We start from the raw sequence: 24,432 nt of genomic DNA on the forward strand, positions 1-24,432 counted from the left end.
TTTGACGGTCAGCTATATATCAACGGATAATGGTGGCCATTGGTGTGTGGTCGAAGCTACACGCCAATGGCAGGCAGCCAGCCAATGGCGTCCAACGGGATGTAGCCGGACGACGGGCCTGTTTTTGTTCACGAGCATTGCCTCAAAAAACACAAGCAGGTGCAAGACAACATCGCCGTCGAACTGGTCAGCGTAACCAAATCGTTTACGCTGGCTTCTGGTCCTTTTCGGGCCTTAACAGCCATCACAGTCCGTATACCGGCGGGGCAACTCGTAGCCGTGACCGGCAAATCGGGCAGTGGCAAATCCACGCTGCTTAACCTGATCACGGGCATCGACAAACCCTCGGAAGGGAGCGTGTCGGTCAACGGTATTCGTATCGACCGGCTGTCGGAGCGGGCGCTGGCCTCGTGGCGGGGGCGGACGGTGGGGGTGGTATTCCAGTTTTTCCAGTTGCTGCCCACCCTCACCATCCTGGAAAATGTGCTGTTGCCGATGGACTTCTGCCAGACCTACCCCCGCCACGAGCGGAAACAGCGTGCCCTGCAATTGCTGGAGCAGGTAGGCATTGGTGATCAGGCTAATAAACTGCCGTCGGCGTTGTCGGGAGGGCAGCAACAACGAGCGGCCATTGCCAGGGCTTTGGCCAACGACCCGCCCATTCTGGTGGCCGATGAACCTACCGGCAACCTTGATTCGCAAACGGCAACGGCCATTTTTCAGCTGTTTCAGGCCCTGGCCCTGGCTGGCAAGACCGTCATTGTGGTCACCCACGAAAAAGAGTTTGCCACCTGGTTTGAACATACCATTGCCCTTACCGACGGGGCTATTATGGGCGATCAGTAAGCTGCCATTGACAACCAAAACAAGACTAAGTCAACCAACACTTTTCATGCAAACGTTCTACCTAAAAGTCCTGCGCGACGTAACAACCGACTATGCCCGGAGCCTGACGCTGGTGCTGGCTATTGCCCTTGGCGTAAGTGCTATCGGGGCCATTTTGGGAGGCTACGCCGTAGTGAGCCGGGAAATGACCGTCAACTACGGCAGCACACGTCCCGCCGCCGCCACCATCGAACTGGAAGGCGACATCACCCGTGCACTGGTCGACAGCGTCAGGGCACTGCCCAATATTGAAACCGCCGCCCGCCGTACCACGCTGACTGCCCGCATGCGCGTTCAGAACAGGTGGTATCCCATGCTGCTCTTCGTAGTCGACGATATGAACGACCACACCATCAGCACGGTACGGCTCTTATCGGGTCGCGCAGAACCGCCCGCCGGCACCATGCTGGTTGAGCGAACGGCCCTGGCCATTATGCAGGCCCGCGAAGGGGAACGCATGTTCGTAAAAACAGCCAACGGGCCACTCACTCCTCTCCGGATTGTGGGCACGGTACATGACCCTGCACTGGCCCCGGCCGCGCAGGAGCAGGCGGGCTATGGCTACATTACGCTGACCACGCTACATAGCCTGGGCGAGAAACAGGGGTTCGACCAGATCAAACTCAGGTTCGTAACCGGTGGTGAGTCGGCAGAAACGATTACGAAACAGGCCGAAACCGTGGCTACCTGGCTGGCGCAGCGGGGCCATGCCGTTCACGAAATTCAGGTACCACCGCCCAACCGACATCCCCACCAAAGCCAGATGACCACTATGCTGTCTATCTTCATCGTGTTCAGCTTTCTGGTGCTGCTGCTGGCATCCATACTGGTGTCGGTATCGGTAGCCACGCTCATGGTGAAGCAGGTGCGGCAAATTGGTATCATGAAAACCATTGGGGCGGGTTCGGGACAGATTGCCGGGCTGTATTTGCTTCAGATCGGGCTGTATTGCCTGGCCGCGCTGGTGGTTGGCATCCCGCTAAGCCGGGTAGGGGCCTCGGTGCTGGCCACGCGAGTCGGTACGCTGCTTAACCTCGATCTGACTAACCCGTCTGTGCCGGGCTGGGTCGCGGGGGTACAGGTGGTCACGGGTCTGTTGCTGCCCCTGCTGGCGGTGCTGTTTCCGGTGGTGCGGGGAAGCCGCCTGTCGGTCCGCAAAGCACTCGATAACGTGGGCGTATCGTCTGCCAAGGTTAGGCCCATGGGGTGGATCAACCGTCTGGGTACCTGGTTGTCGCTGAGCGAAACCGTCCGGCTGTCGGTGCGGAACGTATTTCGGCAGCAGGCCCGGCTGATCATGACGCTGGGTCTGCTGGCCGCTGGTGGCGCTATGTTCATGACCGCCTTAAACGTATCGGCGGCCTGGGACAAATCACTGGCGCAGATTTACGCCCAGCGTCTTTTCGACCTGGAAATCAGGCTTGGTCAGCCCCTGTCGCCCGCTACGCTGGCGCAGCTCCGGGCTGTTGAAGGGGTCAATACGGTAGAAGCAGGGGCCTTGGCTCCGGTCAGTTTCGCCAGCAATGGCCCTTACACCATCAGCCACGCGTATCCCGACAAAGGCCATGGTAGCTTTAAACTACAGGCGCTCTCATTGCCTGCCCGGTTGCTGCGGCCCACGCTGACGGCCGGGCGCTGGCTCAGCCAGCCGGGGGCTATGGATGTGGTACTGAATCAGTCGGCGCGGAGGGCGGGCACCAAATCCGGCGACCTGATTGTGTTGTCGGTGGGCCGAAAAAAGAGTACCTGGCGGGTAGTTGGCTTTGCCGAAGATGTTGGCTCACCCGCCACCGCCTACGTCAGCGCCGGGGCTTTCGCCCGCGCCACCCTTCCCACCGATCGTACGTACCTGCTTCGTATTGCCTTTGCCAACCGCGACCGAGCCTATACGACCGACAGGATTCGAATGGTCGATGCCATCCTGGCCCAGGCTAACGTGGTGGTGGTGTCGAGTGTGCCGACCTGGCTGGTGAAGAACGCCGTGGGTGAACACATGAAAATTTTGGTCAACGCCCTGCTGGCCATGGCCGTTCTGATGGCCCTGGTGGGGTCGCTGGCCTTGTTTTCTACCATGAGCCTAAACGTACTGGAGCGCACCCGCGAGATCGGCGTGATGCGGGCCATTGGCGCCACGCCCGCCACCGTCAACGCGCTGATTGTCTGGGAGGGGCTGATCATTGGCTTCCTGAGCTTCTTTGTGGCTTTCGCGGGGTCATTGTTGCTGTCATTTTATCTTGGTAGATCGGTGGGCAACATGTCGTTTCGTACGCCACTAAACCTGACCATTTCGCCGCTGGCAACGGGTGGTTGGGTGGTTATTCTGGTGGTTGGCTCCTACCTGGCCACGCTTTTCCCCGCCCGGCGAGCCAGCCGAATTACCACCCGCGAAGCCCTGGCTTATGAGTGACGGCTTTGCAACAAGCGCCGTAGGTCTACCACAAACAGCTAGCACTTACGGCACGCAACGAATACGGTGCAGCCTGCTTGGCTACCGACACCGTGCTGTTGAATCCCTACGGGATAACGGGCGGCCATCAGGGTAATGTTGATACGCTCCTTACCCCTCAATGCCATACTCCGCCATCTTCCGGTACAACGTCGTTAGCCCAATGCCCAGCAGCTTGGCGGCTTCGGGTTTGTGGCCGTTGGTGTGGATGATGACCCGGCGGATGTGTGCTTTCTCGACCGTGGCCAGGTCCAGAGCGGTTTCGTCCAGCAGTGACGATTGCAGGTCGAAGGGGAGGGTGCTGGGGGTGAGTTCGGTGGTGCCATTGGGGCGGGTGTCGGCCAGAATTACGGCGCGTTCAATCACGTTCTTTAGCTCCCGAATATTGCCTTTCCAGGGGTGCTGTTGCAGTTTTTGCACAAAAGCCGGACTCAACTGCACGTCGCGCCTGCCGATTTTGGCGGCGGCCTGCCGGGCAAATTGAGTAGCCAGATCGGGGATGTCGTCGCGGCGGTCGCGGAGGGGGGGCAGTTCGATAGAAAACACCGACAATCGGTAATACAGGTCAAGCCGAAAATGGCCCGCGTGGGCTTCCTGCTCCAGCCCCCGGTTGGTGGCGGCGATAACCCGCACGTCGGTTTTGGTGGGTTTGGTGTCGCCCACGCGCAGAAACTCATGGGTCTCCAGCACACGCAGCAGCTTGGCCTGCAAATCGAGCGGCATTTCGCCGATCTCGTCCAGAAAAATCGTGCCCCGGTCGGCTTCGGCAAACAGCCCTTTCTGGTCGCGGCTGGCCCCGGTAAACGCCCCGGCGCGGTGACCGAACAACTCGCTTTCCAGGATGTCTTTGCCCAGCGCCCCGCAGTTGATAGCCACAAACGACTGCGCCTTGCGGGGGCTGGCCTGGTGAATGGCCTGCGCGAATACCTCCTTGCCCGTGCCGGTTTCGCCGGTGAGCAGCACGGTAGTATCGGTGGCTGCCACGCGGCGGGCCAAATCCACGGCCTGCTGCACGGTCTTCGAATGCCCTACGATGCTCTCGAAGCCCAGCCGCTGACTCATCTGCGCCTCCAACTGCCTGATCCTGAATTGTAAATTAGCCTTCTCCACTGCCCGGCTCACCAGCGGGATGATGCGGTCGTTGTCGTCGCCTTTGGTGATATAGTCGAAGGCGCCGTTTTTGATGGCCGTTACCCCGTCGGCGATGGTGCCGTAGGCGGTGAGCACAATCACCTCCGTGGCGGGGTACAGCTGCTTGATCTGGGCGGTGAGTTCAATGCCGTTTTTGTCGGGCAGTTTCACGTCGCTGATCACCAGCTGAACGGCCTCACGCTCCAGGATTTTCAGACCCGCGCGGCCATTTTCGGCTTCCAGCATGGTGTAGCCTTCCAGTTGCAGAATCCGGGCCAGCAACTGCCGCAGCCGGGGTTCGTCGTCGATGAGGAGAATGGTAGCAGGCATACTATCGTAGACCAGGTTTACGCCTTTACCGCGTCGCTGATGGCTTCACGGTTGATAAATCGGTTGAAGTAGAGCCAGCCAACCACCACCATCGCGCCTGCAATGACCAGCGGCAAACTGAGGCTGATGGTTTCGATGTAGCCCGCAATGACGGGCGGGATGGCAAACGCTGCCGACAGCACCGACTGGTTGATACCCAACGTGCGACCCTGCCCTTCATCTCCCGCGCTGGCCGAGACAAGGGTAGTGGCGTTGGGAGAAGTAAGTCCCTGGAAAAGAGCCATGAGCGGAGCCACCAGAAAGATTTGCCACGACTGCTGCGGCAGCAAAAAGCACCATAATGCCACCGCCAGGCCCAGTACGCTTACCCGCAAAATCTGCTGCGGCGTATACCGACTCGCCACGCGCCGCACCACCAGCCCCTGCATCAAGGCAATGCAAAGCCCCACAAAACCGAAATAGCGGCCAATGTGTACCTGATCAAAATCGAAGCGTTTGACGAGGTACACCGAGAAGAACTGGGTGTAGAAATTGAAGCCGAGCGCGTAGAAAAACACCCCGGCAAACAGCACCCGCAGCCGTGGGTTGGCAAAGGCTTCGCCAATGTTGCGGAAGCCCGTAAGCGGTGTGATGGGCCGCATAATGGGCGTTGCCAGCGTTTCGCGGAAGGTGGTCATCACCATAATGATGTTGATCACAGCCAGGCCCGCTGCCGCATAAAAAGGCGTGGAGAAGTCGAACCACGACACCGTTTTGGGATTCGAGAGTTCACCGCCGAGCGTGGGGCCGATGATAAACCCGATGCCAAATGCTACGCCGATCAGCCCGAAATTCTTTGTCCGTGAACTCACGTCGCTCACATCCGCAATGGCCGACTGAATAATGGCGATGTTACCCCCGCCGATGCCGTAGACAATGCGGCTGAGAAAGAGCATCCACAGCGCCTGGGTCTGGATGCCGACGGCGAAAATAAGGTAGCCCGTGATGGTCAGCACCAGCGAAAACAGGAGCATGGGTTTGCGCCCGTACCGGTCCGACAGCGCACCGAGCAGCGGCCCGCCAATGAACCCCGCTACCGAAAACGACGCCAGCAGATAGCCCAGCAAAATGGTGCGCTGGTCGATGCTGTAGCTGGCGGGCAAAAACCCCGAACTGGCCCGCAATAGCAGCGGCGTAATGGTGGGTGTAGCAATACCAACGCCCACCACGTCGATAAACACGGTGAGAAAAATGGTGGCGAGGGGGAGGCGATTGGAGGACATAAAAAAGGAGTAGTAACTGTGGCTTCGCGCTACGTGCCCTTCGACTGGGCGTCCCCGACAAGCTCAGGGTGACAGGAAACTTGAATCTACTCTTGAAGATAAATCTATTTCCCTGTCACCCTGAGCTTGTCGGGGACGCCCAGTCGAAGGGCACGTAGCGCGAAGCCACAGTACGGCTGAAACTGCCATTCCTCAACCCGCTCTACCCCTGAAAGGTTAAATCTCTACCTTTGTTATATGACTTTTGATCAACTGCCCGCCCGCCGTCAGGAGCAACTGATGGCGTTTAATCGCCTGCTCACCATCATGGACGAGCTACGCGAACAGTGCCCCTGGGATCGGAAACAGACCATGGAAACGCTTCGCCACCTCACCATCGAGGAGACCTACGAACTCTCGGACGCGATTCTGGAAGGCAACCGTAGCGAGATCAAAAAGGAAATCGGCGACTTGATGCTGCACATGGTTTTCTACAGCAAAATCGGTTCGGAAGCCCCAGAAAACGACCCGCAACGATTTGACGTGGCCGACGTGCTCAACGGCATTTCCGACAAGCTCATCAGCCGTCACCCGCACATCTATGGCGACGTTAACGGCAACAAAGTGGTAGCTGATACCGAAGAGAAAGTAAAGGCCAACTGGGAGCAGTTGAAGCTGAAAGAAGGCAACAAATCGGTGCTGGGTGGGGTGCCGCAATCGCTGCCGGCGCTGGTGAAAGCCATGCGCATACAAGAAAAAGCCCGCGGTGCCGGGTTCGACTGGGACGAGCCGGCGCAGGTGTGGGCCAAGGTAGAGGAAGAGATGCAGGAGTTTCAGGCGGAATACAACGCCGATGGTGGGGCCATTGACGAGGCTCGTGCTGAAGGCGAATTCGGCGACCTGCTGTTCTCGCTGGTGAACTACGCCCGGTTCATGAACCTCAACCCCGAAACGGCTTTGGAGCGCACCAACAAGAAGTTTATCAAGCGATTCCAGTACCTCGAAGACCGCGCCCGCGCCAACGGTCAGGTTCTTCACGAAATGACCCTCGCCGAAATGGATGTGTACTGGGAGGAAGCGAAACGAGTTTAAGGTTCAATGTCTAAGGTTTAAGGTTGCTAGGCGCTGTAGGCTCCGCGCTAGTCGCCCTTCGACAAGCTCAGGGTGACAGGCAAATAAGATAGGTTCTTGACTTGACTCAAGGTCGTTGTCACCCTGAGCCTGTCGAAGGGCGACTAGCGCGGAGCCTACAGCGCCTAGCAACGTTAAACTCCCTTCTCACCGCCTCCGCCCATTGCTTCATCTGTTTGCCGGAATAATGGAGACCGTCGGGGGCAAATTGAGTAGCGTCTCCGGCGGCAGCGCGGGTTAGGGGCGTTATGTCGATGAAGGTTACTTTGTGCTGGTTACACACCTGTTTGGCAGCGGCGTTGAACCGGTCGATTTGCTGACCAATGGCAACCGGATCGCGGTCTTTGGCGAAAGGCGACGCCCCCCAGTCGGGGATAGAAAGCACCATTACGTGCTCAGGACGGCCTTTGGCGAAACGGATGGCCGTTTGCAGCAACCCCGTAAACTCCGTTTTATAACGGTCTAACTCCTGCCCCCGGTACTGGTTATTAACGCCGATCAACAACGAAACAAGGTCGTATGAATTGGTATTGCCCGATGCGGCGATGGCCTCGGCAAGTTCGGCGGTGGTCCAGCCGGTTTTAGCAATAATGTCGGGGTTAGCCAGGTCAATGCCTTTTGCACGGGCCAGGCGGGCAAACTGAACGGGCCAGCGGTCGGCTTCGGGCACGCTTTCGCCAATGGTGTAGGAGTCGCCGAGAGCGAGAAAATGGCGGCTACCGGCGTTAGTGGGCGTGGTCATCTGAACAGACGGTTTTGGTTGAGTGCAGGCTAGGGTGAGCAGCAGACCGAGGGTGCCGAGGCAGGCGGTTGCTGTGTTGGCTAAGTGATGCAGCATAGGGTGGTTGTTTCTGCTAACTTACGGCGAAACGGACATTGGTAGCTAGCCGTACGTCAAACCTATACCTCCATAAAACCATCCCCTATGCGTTACCTTTTCCTCTTCTTTTTCCTTCCCCAAATCGTTGTTGCGCAGATAAACCCCGCCAGCGTCACCATTGCGCGGGATGCGTTTGGGGTGCCCCATATTTTTGCCAAAACAGACCCGGAAGTGGCCTATGGACTGGCCTGGGCACATGCCGAAGACAATTTCAAGACGATCCAGTACCTTATGTTGCCCGCCAAAGGACTGTTGGGCAGGCAATTAGGTAAGACCGGTGCCGCCGCCGATTACGTCATGGAACTACTCCACGCGGGCGAACTGGTAGCCGGCACCAAAGGCCCGGCCCTGTCGCCCGACTTTCAGGCGGTGGTGGAAGGCTACTTGCAGGGCATCAACGACTTCGCTCGTGCCCACCCCGAGCAGGTGCTGGACAAACGGGCGTTTCCGTTTTCGCTCACCGACTACCTCAAAACGTCGGTGCTATCGCTGTCGGTGATTTCGGGATTCGACGGGGCACTGAAAGCCATTTATGCGGGTCGAACTCCTACCATTGATTTTGGTTCACCTGCCACGGCTCACCGTCCGGCTCGTCGGCGGCAAAACCGGGCCGATTGGCTAGGCGATGCACTGAACGAGTTGTCGTTTCCCGGCTCGAACGCCTTCGCCATTCATCCCGCCAAAACCACCGAGGGTGAGGCGTTGCTGGCCATCAATTCGCACCAGCCACTAGAAGGGCCGGTGGCGTGGTACGAGGCGCATTTGTGTTCCGAACAGGGCTGGAACATCATTGGTGGGCTGTTTCCGGGGGGCGTTACCATCTTCCACGGGGTCAACGAGCACCTCGGCTGGGCGCATACCGTGAATTATCAGGACAAGATCGACACCTACCAGCTCCAGACCGACAAAGCCCACCCCGGCCAGTATCTGTTCGATGGAAAGTGGCTGCCGCTGGAGGTCAAAAAGGTGAAGCTGCACGTGAAGGGCATTCCGGTTGCCATTGGCCGAAAAGCCTACTGGAGCGTTTACGGGCCTACGGTTGTAACAAAAAAAGGCACTTTCGCGCTACGGTTGGGGGCTAATCAGGAACTGCATGGGCTGGAACAATGGTACCGCATGAACAAAGCCCGGTCATTCAGCGAGTTTCACAAGGCCCTCGAACCCACCGCCATCCCCGGCTTCAACATCGTCTATGCCGACCGCGACACCATCTACTATGTCAGCAACGGTAAGATTCCCCGCCGCGACCCGGCCTACAACTGGGCGGGCACCCTACCCGGAAACACCTCGCGCACGCGCTGGACGCAGTTTCACCCCCTGTCCGACTTTCCCGCCTACGTCAATCCCCCCGGTGGCTACGTGTTCAACATGAACCACACGCCCTTCAACGCCACCGCCCCCGCCGATAACCTCAAGCCTGAGCAGTTTGACCTAACCATTGGTTACGAACGCTTTAATACCAACCGCAGCGTTCGGTTCGGCGAACTCATCGCGCCGCTGGACAAGGTGAGTTATGCTGATTTTAAGCGCATTAAATACGACCTGCAACTACCGCAAAAGCTTTCCTACGCCGCCGGTCCCGATGCCAACGCCCTCTTCACCCTCTCGCCCGACGCCTATCCCGATATCAGCGAACAGATTCTGACGCTGAAGACCTGGAACCGGCAGGCGACCGTCGATAGCCCCGGCGCGGGCTTGTTTCTGATGGTATATCATTACTGGACCGACAAATTAAACGATGTATCGCCCCGTCCCGCGCTTACCGCCGCCGACTGCGCCGAAAGTTTGCGTTATGCTAAGTCGTTCATGCTGAAGCATTTCGGTAAAACGGGAGTCACCCTGGGCGAGTACCAGCAGCATGCCCGGGGCAATCGGGCTACGCCCATCTGGGGCCTCCCCGACGTGCTGGCTTCCATCTATTCGGCTCCCTACAAAACGCCCACCGGTCAAACCGGACGCGTTCATAGTACCAACGGCGAGTCGTATATCATGCTGGTGAAATTTCCGAAAACGGGTTTGCCCATCATCGAAACCGTCAACTGTTTTGGGGCATCAGCTAACCCCAGTAGTCCTCATTTTACAGATCAGATGAACTTGTTCACTGGTATGAAAACCAAACCCATGACCCTTGATAAAGCCACCGTACTCAGCACTGCCAAACGCATTTATCATCCCGCAGAATAACGCTCCAAAAGAACAATGACACAGGCTTTACTCAGGTTTACGTTGAGATTTTATACTTAAACAAATGAGAATGTTATGGTAATAAACTGTTATCAAATGTGAATAAAGTGTTATTTATTGGGCGGTGAAGCATTAGTACTTGGTCGGATATAGCTTTGGTGCGATAGATAGTCTAAGTAGACTACTCACTAAACTCAAACGATTGCAATGAAAAAACTTCACCAAATCAGGGGGCGAATCTTGTCGCTAGTAGTATTGGGTTTTCTGCTGTGTATCAGCGCGATAGCCCAGGATCGCCGTATCACGGGCCGCATCACGGATGGGTCCGACAACACCCCCCTTCCGGGCGCGAATTTGCTGATCAAGGGCACCCAGACCGGTATGGTTACCGATGCCGACGGAAAGTTCTCCTTAAGCGTACCCAATGGCCGTGATGTGCTCATTGTGTCGGCCATCGGCTTTGTGGGTCAGGAAGTTACTATTGGTAACCGCACGGAGATCAATATTACCATGACCAGCGACATTAAAACGCTGAGCGAGGTGGTCGTGACGGGCTACGGCGCCCAGGCCAAGCGCGACATTACGGGGGCTGTTGCTACGGTCAATGTGAAAGAAGCCCTCAAGGTGCCCGTCACCAACGTATCGCAGGCATTGCAGGGGCGTGTAGCAGGCGTACAGGTGGGCAATGATAACTCGCCCGGCGGCGGCACCATGGTGCGTATCCGGGGTTTCGGTACCATCAATGATAACTCACCGCTCTACATCATTGACGGAGTGCCCACCAAGGGTACTAACAACAGCCTGAATCCCAACGATATAGAAACCATGCAGGTGCTGAAAGATGCTTCGGCGGCCAGCATCTACGGATCGCGGGCGGGCAACGGCGTGGTTATCATTACCACCAAAAAAGGGAAAGCAGGCAAGGCTAAACTGACCTATGATGTGTACTACGGCACGCAGCAACTGGGTAAAGGCCTCAGCCTGCTGAACACGCAGCAATATGCCGACCTGCTCTGGGAGTCGCGCATCAACGCGGCCAACACGCTGGTCAACGGCGTGGCCACACCTAACCCAGGCCAAACGGGGCTGATTTACCCGAAAAACGCGCAGTTTGGTTCAGGCACTACGCCTGTCATTCCCGATTTTATTTTCCCCGACGGGGCCTCAGCCTCCGACCCCCGGCTGGCTAAAAACCCCGATGGCAGCTACGTCAATTACTCCAACGACATCGACAGCCCCGACTTCCGGAAAACGAAGTTCCTGATTACCCAGGCCAACAAACAGGGCACCGACTGGTTCAATGAAATCTTCTCGCCCGCACCCATCCAAAACCATCAGTTGGGGGTATCGGGGGGGAATGAGGGCGGCCGTTATGCCGTATCGTTCAACTATTTCAACCAGCAGGGTATTCAGAAATACACGGGCTATGAACGGTACTCTATCCGGGCCAATACCGAGTTTAACGTAGCCAAACGCGTACGCATCGGCGAGAACCTGCAGGTATCCTACGACGAGCGGATTGGTCAGCCCAACGGCAACAACAACGAGAGTAATTCCATCTCGTTTGCCTACCGAATTCAGCCTATTATTCCGGTTTATGACGTGGCGGGCAACTTTGCCGGTACCAAAGGCGGCGACCTCGATAACGCCCGTAACCCTGTGGCGGCGCTGTATCGCAACAAAGACAACGTCAACAAAAACGTGCGATTATTCGGCAACGTCTATGCCGAGCTCGACCTGCTGCCGGGGCTGACGGCCAAGACCAGCTTTGGTATGGATTACAACCTGTTTAATGTCCGTAACTACAACATCCGCGACATCGAATCGTCGGAGTCGGCGGGGACCAACAGCCTGGGCACCAGCAACAACTACGGCTACACCTGGACGTGGTATAACACGCTGACGTATAACCGTGACCTGGGGCCAAACATCAAGATGAACCTGATTGCGGGTACCGAGTCGATCAAAAACTACTTCGAGTTTTTCAACGCCAACCGGAGCCGTTTTGCGGATGACAACATCGAGAACCGCTACCTCGACGCCGGTAACGCGGGTACGGCCACCAACAGTGGTGGTGCTTCAAACTGGCGGCTGGCCTCGGAATTTGCCAAAGCGAGTTTTTCCTTCTACGACAAATACTTAGTTGATGCCACCATCCGCCGCGACCGGTCATCCCGTTTCTCGGCGGCCAACCGTACCGCCTATTTCCCCGCCCTGAGCGCCGGCTGGCGTATTTCGCAGGAAAACTTCATGAAAGGCCTGCGGGGTATCGACGACCTGAAGCTGCGGGCGGCTTATGGGCAAACCGGCAACCAGGAAATTGGTAACTACAACCCTTACCTGATTTTTGGCACCAACCCGACCACCTCGTTCTATGACCTGAACGGTTCGCGCACCTCAGCCGTGCAGGGGTATGAGTTGCAGCAGTTTGGCAATGCCAACGCCAAATGGGAAACCACCACTTCGCTGGATTTTGGGGTCGACGCTACCCTGTTCAAAGGTAAACTCGACGTAACCTTCGACTGGTTTAGCCGCACCACCACCGACGCCCTGTTTCCCATTCCGGTGCAACTCACCCAGGGCGTGGCCACCAACCCGTTTCAGAACATTGCGTCGTTTACCAACAAGGGCATTGAACTGGGTTTGAACACAGGCGGGAAAATCGGGTCAAGTGGGTTTACGTACAGCGTGGGGGCCAACATCTCGACCTACCGCAACCTGGTAACGAAGACAGACGGTAACGCCTCAACGCAATACTTCGGCTTTGCTACCCGGCTGGCCCCCTCTAACGTGACGCAGCAGGGCTACCCCATCGCCTCGTTCTTTGGTTACCAACTCGACGGCATTTTCCAGAGCGACGAAGCAGCCAAAGCGGCCCCGCCTGCCTTTGCCAACCCCGACGGAACCAACAACTACAACCGGGCAGGCAGCTTTATTTTCCGCGACGTAAACGGCGATGGCAAGATCACCGCTGCTGACCGGACCATCATTGGCAACCCACACCCTAATTTCACTTACGGCCTGAACGTAAACCTGGGTTACAAGAATTTTAACCTCACCCTGTTTGGACAGGGCGTGCAGGGCAACCAGATTTTCAACTACGTCCGCTACTGGACCGATTTCCCCACCTTTGGCGGCAACCGCAGCACCCGCATGTATTACGACTCGTGGCGGCCCGGCAAGACCGATGCTAAACTGCCCATCCCGCGGTCGAACGACAACATCAGCAGCCTGCCCTCAACGTATTACCTGGAGTCGGGTTCGTACCTGCGGTTGAAAAACGTGCAGCTATCGTATAACCTGCCGGTGAGTATCATGAGCAAAGTGGGCCTGAGCAATGCCACGGTCTATGTGCAGGGGCAAAACCTGCTCACGGTGACGCAATACACCGGCCTCGATCCCGAAATCAACCTCCGCGATTCGGGGGCAACCACGGGTCAGGACCGGCAGATCGGCGTAGACGAAGGGGCTTACCCCGTGGCCAAAACCCTGTTGTTGGGCCTAAATCTGGCCTTTTAATCACCTTCTCAACTTGTAAGTCAATATGAAAAAGATAACAATACTCGCGTTTGTGCTGACACTTGGTCTGGCTACGAGCTGCAAAGACGAATTTCTTGATGTGGCTCCCAAAGCCGTATTGGGTGCTAACAACTTCTACAACCGCGTGGGTGTGGGCTACCTGCTCACGGGGGCCTATTCGCTCCTCGACGGCGTAGGCGCCGGAACAACCTCCTGGCATGGTTCGGCCGACAACTGGATCTACGGATCGGTTGCGTCTGACGACGCCTATAAAGGGTCAACATCGGGTGACCAACCCGAGATTTCGTATATCGAATACAAGGCCATCCAGCCCGACAACAGTCACTTTCGGGGTAAGTGGCAGGCGGTCTACGACGGCGTGGCCCGGTCGAACGATGCACTGCAGGCGGTAGAAAAAGCGACGGATATGAGTGAGGCCGAAAAGGTACTGGTGCGTGCTCAGGCCCGTTTTCTGCGGGGGCACTACCATTTCGAGGCCAAAAAGATGTTCAACATGGTGCCGTTTATCGACGAGAAAACGTACGACCCGACGAACCTGAACAGCACCAAAGTAACCAACGACAAGAACATCTGGCCCAACATAGAAGCCGACCTGAAATTTGCTTATGACAACCTGCCCGAAGTGCAATCGCAAAAGGGGCGGGTGACCAAGTGGGGGGCGGCGGCCATGCTGGGTAAGGCGTACTTGTTTCAGCAGAAATTTGCCGAAGCCAAGCCCCTGTTTGAGGCTATCATTGCCAGCGGTAAGTATAGCCTGATGCCGAAATACGCCGACAACCACAAGGCTGTGACCAACAACAACGCCGAGTCGATTTTCGAAATTCAATTTTCGGTCAACGATGGTGCGGGTGGGGGCGAAAACGGCAATCAGGGTGCCACGCTCAACTATCCCTACGGTGGGCCTACCACCTGCTGCGGGTTCTACCAGCCGTCGCAGAACCTGGTCAACGCCTTTAAAACCGATGCCAATGGCCTTCCGCTGCCCACTACATTCAACGATGCCGACGTAACAAGTGATCAGGGTGTAGAGTCAACGGCTCCTTTCACGCCTTACGCCGGTCCGCTGGACCCCCGCCTCGACCATACGGTTGGCCGCCGGGGAATCCCGTATCTGGACTGGGGTATCATGCCGGGCAAAGCCTGGGTACGCGATCAGGGCAATGGCGGACCCTATGAGGGCAAGAAACACCTGTTCCAGAAGTCAGACGTGGGCACGAACACCTTTTCGGGCAACTCGCGGTTAAACGCCAACAATTACCGCCTCATTCGCCTCTCGCACGTATACCTGTGGCTGGCCGAATGCGAAATTGAGGTTGGTTCGCTCGAAAAAGCCCGCGACTATATCAATGTGATCCGCCGCCGCGCCGCCAACCCCGACGGTTTTGTGAAACTAGACGATGGCAAACCCGCCGCCAACTACGTGGTAAAGGAATACACCACGCCTTTTGCCGACAAGGCTGCCGCCCGCACGGCCGTCCGGTTTGAACACCGGCTGGAGTTTGCCATGGAAGGTCATCGCTTTTTCGACCTGGTACGCTGGGGCATCGCCGCCGAAACCCTGAATGCCTATATGGCCAAGGAAGCCCGGCTGCGGTCGTATTTCAACGGAGCCACCTTCGCCAAAGGCAAGCATGAATATTACCCCATTCCGGTGCAGGAAATTCTGAACAGCAAAGTAGCTGGTGCCGAAACCCTGAAGCAGAATCCGGGATATTGATAAGTGATGCGTGGTAAACGATGAGCGGTAAGTGGGCTTATGCAAGCGTGTTGCTTCTGCGTAAGCCTACTTACCGCTCATCGTTTACCACGCATCAATGATACCTTTGCCTTATGCAAGTCAATGACACTCACACCCACGCCTTTCGGTTTTCGCAGGCCGACGTGGAAGCCTTTGCCCGCGTCACGGGCGACAATAATCCCCTCCACCTGGACGCCGATTTTGCAGCGCAGACGCCTTTTAAACGACCCATCATTCACGGTATGCTGGGGGCCAGCATTTTCACGAAAGTCTTGGGCACCGAATTTCCCGGTTACGGATCTGTCTATATGGGGCAGACGCTGGACTTCCTGCGCCCCATGTTCGTCGACACAGATTATGAGGTAACCTTTACCGTGCAGGACATTGACCCTGAGAAGCATATCGCCAAAATTCTCGGCGAGATCCGCGACGTACAAAGCAAAAAAGTAACTACTAAGGGCGTAGCGACCCTTATGCACCGGGAAAAGATTTGATAAGTGACTGCTCTGGCAAGCAGTTGAATTATTGTAAAGACTGTAGCTGAATTAATGGCACAGTGCTGTTTTTGCCCCAGCCGCATTCCAGTGTGCTGGTGCTGGTGGTAGGAGCATAGCGGATCGTCACAATTTTTTGACCCGCCCAAAAACCATTGGCTTGTTTCGCTTCCTCGGCGGCAATGGCTTTATCGAAAAGGGTGCGGGTAACCTCTGTAGGCAATACCGCAGTGCCATTGTCGTTGGTGGCATTGAGGTTAATGAGCAAGTGCGCACTACAGCCATCGGCAGGTAGAGCGTTGCCGACCAACAACGCTTTTTGCTCAATCGACGTCGTCTGCTCGGGCGCTACGGTTTTCTCGCAGCTAAACGCCATCAGCAGAATGGCAGGCAGAAAGAAGTATGTTTTAACGCGTTGCATAGGAGTTGACGTTATTTATTGTCTATTATCAATAACCCTACGACGAACGGAACGGTTGGAAAAGCAGGGATTAAAGTCGTTTATACGCCGAACCTTATCGCTTCACTACTCCTGATCAGTATTCTTCGTGCAGTCTATGTCCACCACTTCCCCCGACGTTTCCATCATCATTGTTAACTACAAAACGCCTCAACTCATCATTGATTGTTTGCATTCGGTGCAGCAACACACGCAGGGCATTGATTTTGAGGTTATTATCATTGACAATGAATCAGGAGACAACAGCGAATTGTTGGTGAGGGCCGCCTTTCCTGAAGCGCAGTTTCCTCAAATACGCTGGTTCAACATGGGTTATAATGCAGGTTTTGGGCGGGCTAATAATTTTGGCATGAAACAGGCGCAGGGACGTAACCTTCTGCTGCTCAATTCAGACACATTGCTGGTCGACGATCTGATCACACGCTGTTCGCAACTGCTGGACAGACAACGGGATGTGGCCGCCGTCGGGGCTATGCAGATCAACCGGGACGGGCAAGTTCATACGCAGTTGTATACCCGATTTGCCCAACTGCGCCGCTTCTGCTACATCCTGCCCGAGCGTTGGCTGAACCGCGTTTTCCCCGACAATCAGTACGCCGACCCTAACGAAGTAGACTGGATTATCGGGGCTTTTCTGATGACCCGGCAAAGCACTATTGCGCAGACGGGTAACTTCGATGAGCGTTTTTTTATGTACGGCGAAGACGTGGAACTGGGCTGGCGGCTTAGACGGCAGGGCCGGATGCTGGTACTGCGCGATGGCTTTTTTGTCCACCTGGAATACGGTTCCGATGCCAGTAATGCCACTCGAAAAACAACGTTTATCAACCGGTTCAAAACGCAAATGCAGGTGTCTAATCTGCTATGGGTACGCAAGCAGTATGGTGCCGGTGCTTACCTGGTGTTGATGATACACTATTACACGCTCGTGCCTATTGTCTACGCCTGGAAAATGACTGCCAACCTTCGGCAGGGGAAACCCCTGTTGAGCGAACTAACAAATCAACGGGCGTTTGCCCAACAAGTCGGTATATTTAGCCGTTTCTTCTGGGCGACTCTGTTCAACCAAAACCTGTTTTTTAAGGTGTAAAAGCATGTTGGACATTGGAGGCCTTTTGTCTAATGTACAACGTCCAGTGTCTGGTACCCAACATTCTTCCATTCTATGACTGATACCAGTAAAGCGTTTCTCTACGCCTACCTTAACAATGCGTCTCCCACGGGCTTCGAATCATCGGGGCAGCAGCTTTGGCTCGATTACCTTAAACCCTACATCGACGAGTATATTGTAGACACCTACGGTACGGCGGTGGGCGTCATCCATGGTGATTCCAGTTCACCAACCAAAGACTATAAAGTGGTCATTGAGGCCCATTCCGATGAGATTTCGTGGTTTGTGAACTACATCTCCGACGACGGCTATCTCTACGTTCGTCGCAACGGCGGGTCCGATGCGCTCATTGCTCCCTCCATGCGCGTGAACCTGCACACCAAACAGGGTGTGGTAGAGGGAGTTTTTGGATGGCCTGCCATCCACGTGCGCGACCTTGCCAAAGACACTGCTCCTAAAGTTACCGACCTGTTTATCGACGTGGGCGCGGCCACCAAAGACGAGGTGCTGGCTATGGGCATTCACGTAGGCACGGTCTGCACGTTTGTTGATGGCCTGACCGAGATGAATGGCCGCTATTTTGTGGGTCGTGCGCTCGACAACCGTATGGGTGGGTTCATGATTGCCGAAGTGGCCCGTCAGCTTAAAGAGAACGGGGTCAAACTGCCTTTTACGCTTTACGTTGTTAACGCGGTACAGGAAGAAATTGGCCTGCGTGGGGCCGAAATGATTGCCCGCCGCCTGAAACCCGACCTGGCTATCTGTACCGACGTGACCCATGATACACAGTCGCCGAAATACGATAAGAAAGAACAGGGCGACTTGAAATGCGGGGCTGGTCCGGTGCTGTGCTACGGCCCTGCCGTGCAGAATAACGTGCTCGATTTCATGATCGACGTGGCCGATACGCACGAAATTGCGTTTCAGCGACAGGCCGTAAGCCGGTCTACGGGCACCGATACCGACGCCTTCGCCTACGCCGCCGAAGGCGTTGCCTCGGCCCTGATTTCGCTGCCGCTGAAATACATGCATACCACCGTAGAGACGGTGCACCAGGAAGACGTGCAGGCGGTTATTCGTTTGATGTACAGCGTGTTGCTGACCCTGAAAGGTGATGAAGATTTTCGATACATCAAATGAACGGTGAGTGGCTACCGGCGCGAAGCTGTAGACGCGGTAGCCACTTATCACCCTATTTTAGCTCAACTTCGGCTCGATCCAGAGGGCCGCTAACAGGGTTACGATCAGCGCAAACCAAACCAAGTCAGGAATTTCTTTTTCGATGAAACGCGTCTCGGCGGTGCGTTTTGTATCATAGCGGCGGTGAGCGAGAGCGACCGCCGCTGTTTTTTGGCGTTGCGCTAATTGCGTTAAAGCTCCTGTTCGGACTGCTTCGGTAGGGTAAACATAGACCGCCAGCGTGTCCTGGAGTGTCTGCCAGCCTGATTGGGTTGGTCGGGTAAAGCCGGTCCACGACCGGGCGTTGACTGGTGCCGCACGGAGTTGTATGGTATCGCTACCGAGGCGTAGCTGCGTGGGTATCACGCTAGGATTATTCAGCGTGACTGCCGTTGAAACGTGCTGATAGACAGGTTGTTCAAGTAATAAGTTATTTAGTGCTGTGGGTTGTAGTCGGGCTAACACAGAGAGCCAAAGCCGGCTGTAAGCAGTGCTGTCACCGCCCAGACGCAGCGGAAATGTTTCAGTTAACAGGCTTACCGCAACATGACCTGGCGCGGGTTGAATCGCGACGGGATAGCCCGGCACCGGCAGCGTATATGCAGTCGATACAAAGCGGTAGGGGAGGGCCGTAAGGGACGGGCCGACGTGCAGGGTGTCTTTGCCCGGTACCCGCTTCACGTGCCAGCGCGTATGCAACGCCCGGTTGATGGCTGCTACATCGGTCTCCGGCTGACCTAAATTCAACACTAACACACTTTTGCCCGCCAGCAAAGCCTTGTTTACTAATACGTTAGATACGTTGCCTGGGTCGGTGATGATCAGATCGGGTGGGGTGCTTCTGGTTAAAGCCGTGCTGTTGATGCTTGTTGAACTGCCAATGCCTTTCGAGAGCGTATTGGTTAGTTCGACCTGATGACCCTGCTGCCCCAGCCAGTCGGCGAGGGTACGCGTCTCGAAATCGGGAGCGGTCAGCACAAACCGGATACGCATCCGGGCCGTGGGCCGAACCACAAAATGAAGCGTGTCGAGCAGGGTGTTGCCCAACCAGAGCGTCGGGCTGTTTCGACCCAGCGAAAAGACGGGGTACTTCAGTGTAAACGATTGATCACCAGCAGCTAATTGTGTGCTGTCGACCGCGCGTTTGCCAAATTTTAGCCGCAATACATCCGCTTCTGGCAGGTTGACCCGTCCGCTGACTGTCTGGTTTTGCCCTACCTGTACAATGCCTTCCCAACGCAGGCTTTTCAGTTGGTTAGCTGCGTCATAGGGAACCCACGTAACCGCTCGTTCAGCCAGTTGTGCCAGCAGTTGGTCTGAAAAAGACCCACCCAGTAACGTTACCGAGTCAGCTGCACCGCGAAATTTTTTTGCCCGTATCGCCTCGCGGATGTTCAGGCTGTCTTGCATCCTGCGCACAACTGCACTGGGTACATCATCGGCAACCAGCAACACCCGCCCGGCAGGGAGTTGACTACGCCAGCGGGGTTGTAGAAAAAGGCCCAGCAACGCCAGCAACAGCAGCCCGTGCAACCCGATGCGCACCCACTTACGCCCCGCCGACAGGTGTTGATGACGACCAATGAACCAGACAGACAATCCTGATAAGGCTAGCAATAAAGCAGCAATGAGCCAGGGCCATGGTGTTGTCCAGTCGGTGGGAGCGGGCATTGATGGGTATGTGGTTTACGGTTATTCCAGCTTCTGCCAGAAGGCATTTTCTAATTTCTTGTCCGACACCAGCCCCGGTCGGCTCCCCGTTGTAGTTTGGTTCGCAAACGCCGACAAACGACTTTGCACTACCTCGAGAGCGCTGGCTGTCAGCGGTTTACCCGATGCCAATTGCTGCAGGTGTGCCAGCACCGACCAGTTGGCCAGACCGCTTTGAAGCAGCGGCCCGCTGAGCGCGGCACTGAGTTGCCCTACCGTTTGCCGTTGCGCAGACGACAATTTTGGCAGCGAAACATAACCCAGCACCTCGGCTACGAGCATGGCAACGGGCACGTTTTGGTACCGACGTGCAACCCGATGCTGATTAGCTACATTTTTCAGTTCGCCGGTGAGGCGGGTTTCCTTTTCCTTCAGTGGCGGTGGATCATAGCCGCTCTTTTTGGCGTAGGCGCGGGCTTTTTGTTGAGCGAGTTTCAGGTAGTCAAGCGCCTTCTGTTCAAACGGACGGGCCAGTTCAGGCTCATAAAGCCGCAAATGCAGCTCCGACTGCCACATTTGTTCCAGAGCCATTTTCAGCAAGCTTCGCGTCGACTGTTCGTAGAACGTGTTTACCTCGCCGTTGTCGTGGTTGTGCACATACTGCTCCATCATAGCCGCCAGCGGGTCCTGCTCCTGCCCGGTGGCAGGGCCATTGGCGCCGCCGTGGTCATGCCCGGCTTCGGCGTGGTGTTCCTCATGATGCTCTTCTTTGGTCGTGCTTACGTCGCCGTTAGGGTCCGGGTTTACATCGTGGCGGTGTTCGTAGCCCGCCAGCAGATTGGCATCGTTGTCGGCCATGGGGCTATGTCCTCCAATCTGATTCTCGAATTCTTCACCCAAATATTGCCCGTAGCGCAGCCTGAGCACTTTTTGGTCGAAACCAATTTCGTTTGACCCGCTGTTGAATGTCGGTTTGGTTAGCCGCTTTTTCTTCGCAATCAGCTTGTCGGTGTCAATGATGATCTGCCGTTGCGAGCGGAAATAGTCGGGCATAATATTCACCGCCATCGTAGCCAGTTCAGCATCATCGGTCTTGGTCGTGTCTTTGAAGACCACGAAATAGGTATCGGATTTGGTGAGCTGCGGGTCGGGTTGCCGGTTGTCTATGGCAGCCCAGTAGTAGTACAACTCGTCGCCGGGAGTAAACCCAAGTTTGGCCAGATCGAGCGTGTGACTCAGCAGCGACGATTTAAACGGGCCGGCACTAACCGGGAAATGACTCTCCCGAAACTTGACGTTCTCGCCCGAACCCCGCGCCAGGGTAGCCACGATATAGGCTCCCCGCACCTGGAAATCGTCAGAAACCTGCGCTTGTATGCGCAGTTGCATGGGTTCGCCAAGGCGATGAAAGCGGTGTAACTCTTTTGATGTGGGCCGAACCAGGGGCGGCGTATCAGGTTGGGCTTCGAGGCGGTAAAAATCAGACTGGTACACCAGCGAATCCCGGTTCCGGGGCGTTCGCCAGTAAGCTCGTAGCGCATAAAGGCCAGAGTTAAGCACCCGGTCCTGGTACGAAAACCGCCCGTTCTGACGTGTGAAGGCCAGTTCGCCACCCCGGCTGTTTACCAGCGCCACCCGCACGCGCTCGGTCTGGCTAAGCTGAACCTGCCACCGCAGCACTGACCCTACATAGGCTGTCACGTTCAGATCGGTCGTGGTGCGTGTGGGCAAACCCGTATAGGCGGGGGGCAGCACCACCAGCCGCGCCGACTGAAAAGCCGGTGGAATCAAGGGGTCTGTTTGTTTGGCAGTTTGTTTAGTACTCCGTTTAGTAAGCTGTGCAGCGGCTTTTTGCTCAGATGGCCAGTAGTTGACTAGCCCCACAAGGGTCAGGCAGCCAACCAGCAGGAGCGCATAAGGGCGCAAATGCTGCCCCACAACAACGGGTTGGGAGGTGCGCGCGGCCTGTTCACCCAGGCGGTCAAGCTGCAGTTGCTCAGCCATGTTTAGATCAGGCTTGGTGAGCAGGGGCAAACTGTATTCGGTTTGGTCAAGGGTGCGGTGCAACAGGGCAATAGCTTCTGCGTGTTTGGCCTCGAAAGCACCCAACTGCCAGGCTGTCAGGCAGGTAACCAAAGCCCCGATGCTAAGAAGAACGGGTAAACCAACAGGCAACAAACCCACTAGTAGCCCCGCCGACGCTCCAACCAGCAGGGCCTTCAGCCAACTGTTAGCATGAAGCTGCGCTGTAATAGACCGTATGAGTTGATGAAGTGATTCCATTGTTGAGTGAACCAGCAAGCAGCAGTGGAGGTAAAGCACAGAGCAGGAAACACACCTGCGTTTGACGCTGCGTTCAACCGTCTTTGCCACTGGCTATTACGCCCCACGCCTGTTGGCTAGCCAGCGTTCGGCGAGTAACAGGGATAAAAATAATACCAACAGCCCGTTTTGGAGCGCATTTCTGGGATGGGTGGTTGGTAATGAGTCAGAAAGGCTGGTGCTGCCGGGCCTGAACAAAGCTGCGAATGCCTGCCTGCCGAGGGGATGCTGGTAACGCGACAAACCAAGACCTTGGATAAGCTGCGTTCCCAATTGTTCCGGTAACTGACCATTGGCCACGTCATCGCTGGCCGCCGGCGTGAGGGGACCCGGCAGGTACTGTACGTTGGGCCAATCTGTACGGACAGCGGCGCTGGTGAGGGTATAAAACATGCCTAAATTGGGGCTTGCAACCGGTTTGTCGGTCAATATCCAGGTGTAAACCTTGCTGTTAACCGGTTGGTAGTCAATTAGAAAACTAAGTCCGTAGACCTGAGTAAGCGCCTCGAGTGCGGCTTTAATGGTTTGCCGCTCGGCGGTATTACTAAACTGAATCAATACCCGGAGCGGGGCTGCAGCGGCCTGGCTGGCGGGACCATTGCTGGCTGCGAAGACTGCCAGCCGCCCGTCTGCTCCAACAGCCAGCCGTTTACCCGATGGCAGAGCTACGTACGGCAGCGGGGCTTTGTCGGGTGTGCTAAGCGGATGAAGCACAAAGGCTTCCGGCACTTGCAGAAAGGGAGCGTCGATCCAGGCTGGCGTGTTACGGACGTAAAGATGCAGCCCAGTTTGTGGGATGGTTGCTTCGTCGATAGCCACTTGTAATGTCAGTGGGTTCAGCGGCTGCGAATGAGGGATCTCGTTGAGCGCCGTAATGACCGATACGGGTGCGGTGGCCCAATAAAGCCGTTCATGCCGTTGCAGCGCCTGTGCTAATTCAAACCGGTACGCTTCAACCAACTGCGCATTGGGTTCTACCAAATGCACTGCCTGAATGGCCGATGTACGTTTTTTGTCCGGAAATACGGGTCGCGCCAACAGCAGGGCTAATGCCACCAGCAGCATGCAACGCAACGCGAGCAGCAACCAGTTGTCGAACCGGAAACCGCGTTTTGGGGGCTGGTTGGGGGTTTCGAGCCAGCGGAGCATAGCCCAGGGCATGGGCTTGGCCCGCTGTTGATGCCAGAAGTGCAGGGCAATGGGCACGGCTACGGCCAGCATCCCCCAGAGCAGGGCAGGATTTAAAAACGCCATCGTTGAATAAAAGACCCCAAAGGTGAAAATACTACCGCGTTGATAATAACCGATATTTCGCCAAACGTAGCTACCATCATGCACATCATAACGCAACTGTTTGTCGGTCTGGTTGCCATTGAGCACCTCTATATTCTCTGGCTCGAAATGTTTGCCTGGACCACCCGCGGGCCAAAAGTGTTCCGTGGCACCCTGCGCAACGACCTTTTTGAACCTACAAAAGTGCTGGCAGCCAACCAAGGACTTTATAATGGTTTTCTGGCTGCCGGCCTCATCTGGTCATTGATGATTACCGACCCTATCTGGCAAAAAAACGTGGCCTTATTTTTTCTGTCGTGTGTTACCGTAGCGGCTCTCTACGGTGGTTTATCCGCTAGCAAACGAATTATGCTGGTGCAGGGCCTCCCTGCCATAATTGCACTAGTGCTCGTAGTACTGTTGAGGTAGGTAACGCGA

Annotated in this window: 17 protein-coding genes; 10 read left to right on the forward strand and 7 right to left on the reverse strand. The window is 56.0% G+C overall.

The window, feature by feature from the left end; genetic code table 11:
• Positions 1-159: 159 nt before the first annotated feature.
• Positions 160-846: an ABC transporter ATP-binding protein gene (locus tag J2I47_RS01010; RefSeq protein ID WP_207362682.1), complete on the forward strand. Its 687-nt coding sequence runs from the start codon at positions 160-162 to the stop codon at positions 844-846.
• Between the two features lie 46 nt (positions 847-892).
• The gene (locus J2I47_RS01015; RefSeq protein WP_207362683.1) at positions 893-3,292 is read left to right on the forward strand and encodes an ABC transporter permease; all 2,400 of its coding nucleotides are present in this window, start codon (positions 893-895) and stop codon (positions 3,290-3,292) included.
• A gap of 150 nt (positions 3,293-3,442) precedes the next feature.
• On the opposite strand, the gene J2I47_RS01020 is transcribed toward J2I47_RS01015, so the two are convergent.
• Positions 3,443-4,792: a sigma-54-dependent transcriptional regulator gene (locus J2I47_RS01020; protein ID WP_207362684.1), complete on the reverse strand. Its 1,350-nt coding sequence runs from the start codon at positions 4,790-4,792 to the stop codon at positions 3,443-3,445.
• 17 nt (positions 4,793-4,809) lie between these two features.
• Entirely contained in the window at positions 4,810-6,054 is a 1,245-nt protein-coding gene (locus J2I47_RS01025; protein ID WP_207362685.1) for an MFS transporter, read from the reverse strand.
• A 237-nt stretch (positions 6,055-6,291) separates the two neighbouring features.
• Here J2I47_RS01025 and mazG point away from each other — a divergent pair, with 237 nt between their 5' ends.
• Positions 6,292-7,125 carry a nucleoside triphosphate pyrophosphohydrolase gene (mazG, locus tag J2I47_RS01030; RefSeq protein ID WP_207362686.1) on the forward strand — a complete coding sequence of 278 codons (834 nt, stop codon included), beginning with the start codon at positions 6,292-6,294 and terminating at the stop codon, positions 7,123-7,125.
• 118 nt (positions 7,126-7,243) lie between these two features.
• Here the strand turns inward: mazG and J2I47_RS01035 are convergent, their stop codons facing one another.
• Positions 7,244-7,906 carry an SGNH/GDSL hydrolase family protein gene (locus J2I47_RS01035; protein ID WP_229374241.1) on the reverse strand — a complete coding sequence of 221 codons (663 nt, stop codon included), beginning with the start codon at positions 7,904-7,906 and terminating at the stop codon, positions 7,244-7,246.
• Between the two features lie 183 nt (positions 7,907-8,089).
• Here J2I47_RS01035 and J2I47_RS01040 point away from each other — a divergent pair, with 183 nt between their 5' ends.
• The 4 genes from J2I47_RS01040 (at position 8,090) to J2I47_RS01055 (ending at position 16,000) form a co-directional block, all read left to right on the forward strand.
• On the forward strand, positions 8,090-10,228 hold the full coding sequence (locus tag J2I47_RS01040) for a penicillin acylase family protein (protein WP_207362688.1): 2,139 nt from the start codon (positions 8,090-8,092) through the stop codon (positions 10,226-10,228).
• A 207-nt stretch (positions 10,229-10,435) separates the two neighbouring features.
• A complete protein-coding gene (locus J2I47_RS01045; protein ID WP_207362689.1) occupies positions 10,436-13,747 on the forward strand; it encodes a SusC/RagA family TonB-linked outer membrane protein in 3,312 nt (1,103 codons plus the stop codon).
• A 25-nt stretch (positions 13,748-13,772) separates the two neighbouring features.
• Positions 13,773-15,485: a RagB/SusD family nutrient uptake outer membrane protein gene (locus J2I47_RS01050; protein WP_207362690.1), complete on the forward strand. Its 1,713-nt coding sequence runs from the start codon at positions 13,773-13,775 to the stop codon at positions 15,483-15,485.
• 113 nt (positions 15,486-15,598) lie between these two features.
• The gene (locus J2I47_RS01055) at positions 15,599-16,000 is read left to right on the forward strand and encodes a MaoC family dehydratase (protein ID WP_207362691.1); all 402 of its coding nucleotides are present in this window, start codon (positions 15,599-15,601) and stop codon (positions 15,998-16,000) included.
• A gap of 28 nt (positions 16,001-16,028) precedes the next feature.
• Here J2I47_RS01055 and J2I47_RS01060 read toward each other — a convergent pair whose 3' ends face one another.
• Positions 16,029-16,421, reverse strand: a complete 393-nt coding sequence (locus J2I47_RS01060) for a hypothetical protein (RefSeq protein ID WP_207362692.1) — start codon at positions 16,419-16,421, stop codon at positions 16,029-16,031.
• A 136-nt stretch (positions 16,422-16,557) separates the two neighbouring features.
• On the opposite strand from J2I47_RS01060, the gene J2I47_RS01065 reads away from it, so the two are divergent.
• Positions 16,558-17,550: a glycosyltransferase family 2 protein gene (locus tag J2I47_RS01065; protein ID WP_207362693.1), complete on the forward strand. Its 993-nt coding sequence runs from the start codon at positions 16,558-16,560 to the stop codon at positions 17,548-17,550.
• A gap of 75 nt (positions 17,551-17,625) precedes the next feature.
• Positions 17,626-18,711 carry a M42 family metallopeptidase gene (locus tag J2I47_RS01070; RefSeq protein WP_207362694.1) on the forward strand — a complete coding sequence of 362 codons (1,086 nt, stop codon included), beginning with the start codon at positions 17,626-17,628 and terminating at the stop codon, positions 18,709-18,711.
• Positions 18,712-18,768: 57 nt separating this feature from the next.
• Here J2I47_RS01070 and J2I47_RS01075 read toward each other — a convergent pair whose 3' ends face one another.
• The 3 genes from J2I47_RS01075 to J2I47_RS01085 all read right to left on the reverse strand — a co-directional run bounded on the left by J2I47_RS01075 (position 18,769) and on the right by J2I47_RS01085 (position 23,976).
• The gene (locus J2I47_RS01075) at positions 18,769-20,421 is read right to left on the reverse strand and encodes a hypothetical protein (RefSeq protein ID WP_207362695.1); all 1,653 of its coding nucleotides are present in this window, start codon (positions 20,419-20,421) and stop codon (positions 18,769-18,771) included.
• A 21-nt stretch (positions 20,422-20,442) separates the two neighbouring features.
• Entirely contained in the window at positions 20,443-22,683 is a 2,241-nt protein-coding gene (locus J2I47_RS01080; RefSeq protein ID WP_207362696.1) for a hypothetical protein, read from the reverse strand.
• Positions 22,684-22,779: 96 nt separating this feature from the next.
• Positions 22,780-23,976, reverse strand: coding sequence for a BatA domain-containing protein (locus J2I47_RS01085; RefSeq protein ID WP_207362697.1), 1,197 nt, complete (start codon positions 23,974-23,976; stop codon positions 22,780-22,782).
• 78 nt (positions 23,977-24,054) lie between these two features.
• Here J2I47_RS01085 and J2I47_RS01090 point away from each other — a divergent pair, with 78 nt between their 5' ends.
• A complete protein-coding gene (locus tag J2I47_RS01090; RefSeq protein ID WP_207362698.1) occupies positions 24,055-24,423 on the forward strand; it encodes a DUF1304 domain-containing protein in 369 nt (122 codons plus the stop codon).
• The last annotated feature ends 9 nt before the right edge of the window (positions 24,424-24,432 follow it).

The sequence above is a fragment of the Fibrella rubiginis genome, from assembly GCF_017353185.1.
Taxonomy (GTDB): domain Bacteria; phylum Bacteroidota; class Bacteroidia; order Cytophagales; family Spirosomataceae; genus Fibrella; species Fibrella rubiginis.

Excerpts from the sequence above, each read along its gene's own strand:
- J2I47_RS01070 (WP_207362694.1), top strand. The coding sequence starts at position 17,626 with ATGACTGATACCAGTAAAGCGTTTCTCTACGCCTACCTTAACAATGCG.
- J2I47_RS01075 (WP_207362695.1), bottom strand. The coding sequence starts at position 20,421 with ATGCCCGCTCCCACCGACTGGACAACACCATGGCCCTGGCTCATTGCT.
- J2I47_RS01080 (WP_207362696.1), bottom strand. The coding sequence starts at position 22,683 with ATGGAATCACTTCATCAACTCATACGGTCTATTACAGCGCAGCTTCAT.
- J2I47_RS01040 (WP_207362688.1), top strand. The coding sequence starts at position 8,090 with ATGCGTTACCTTTTCCTCTTCTTTTTCCTTCCCCAAATCGTTGTTGCG.
- J2I47_RS01050 (WP_207362690.1), top strand. The coding sequence starts at position 13,773 with ATGAAAAAGATAACAATACTCGCGTTTGTGCTGACACTTGGTCTGGCT.
- J2I47_RS01025 (WP_207362685.1), bottom strand. The coding sequence starts at position 6,054 with ATGTCCTCCAATCGCCTCCCCCTCGCCACCATTTTTCTCACCGTGTTT.
- J2I47_RS01060 (WP_207362692.1), bottom strand. The coding sequence starts at position 16,421 with ATGCAACGCGTTAAAACATACTTCTTTCTGCCTGCCATTCTGCTGATG.
- J2I47_RS01035 (WP_229374241.1), bottom strand. The coding sequence starts at position 7,906 with ATGACCACGCCCACTAACGCCGGTAGCCGCCATTTTCTCGCTCTCGGC.
- mazG (WP_207362686.1), top strand. The coding sequence starts at position 6,292 with ATGACTTTTGATCAACTGCCCGCCCGCCGTCAGGAGCAACTGATGGCG.
- J2I47_RS01020 (WP_207362684.1), bottom strand. The coding sequence starts at position 4,792 with ATGCCTGCTACCATTCTCCTCATCGACGACGAACCCCGGCTGCGGCAG.
- J2I47_RS01055 (WP_207362691.1), top strand. The coding sequence starts at position 15,599 with ATGCAAGTCAATGACACTCACACCCACGCCTTTCGGTTTTCGCAGGCC.
- J2I47_RS01090 (WP_207362698.1), top strand. The coding sequence starts at position 24,055 with ATGCACATCATAACGCAACTGTTTGTCGGTCTGGTTGCCATTGAGCAC.
- J2I47_RS01085 (WP_207362697.1), bottom strand. The coding sequence starts at position 23,976 with ATGGCGTTTTTAAATCCTGCCCTGCTCTGGGGGATGCTGGCCGTAGCC.
- J2I47_RS01015 (WP_207362683.1), top strand. The coding sequence starts at position 893 with ATGCAAACGTTCTACCTAAAAGTCCTGCGCGACGTAACAACCGACTAT.
- J2I47_RS01065 (WP_207362693.1), top strand. The coding sequence starts at position 16,558 with ATGTCCACCACTTCCCCCGACGTTTCCATCATCATTGTTAACTACAAA.
- J2I47_RS01045 (WP_207362689.1), top strand. The coding sequence starts at position 10,436 with ATGAAAAAACTTCACCAAATCAGGGGGCGAATCTTGTCGCTAGTAGTA.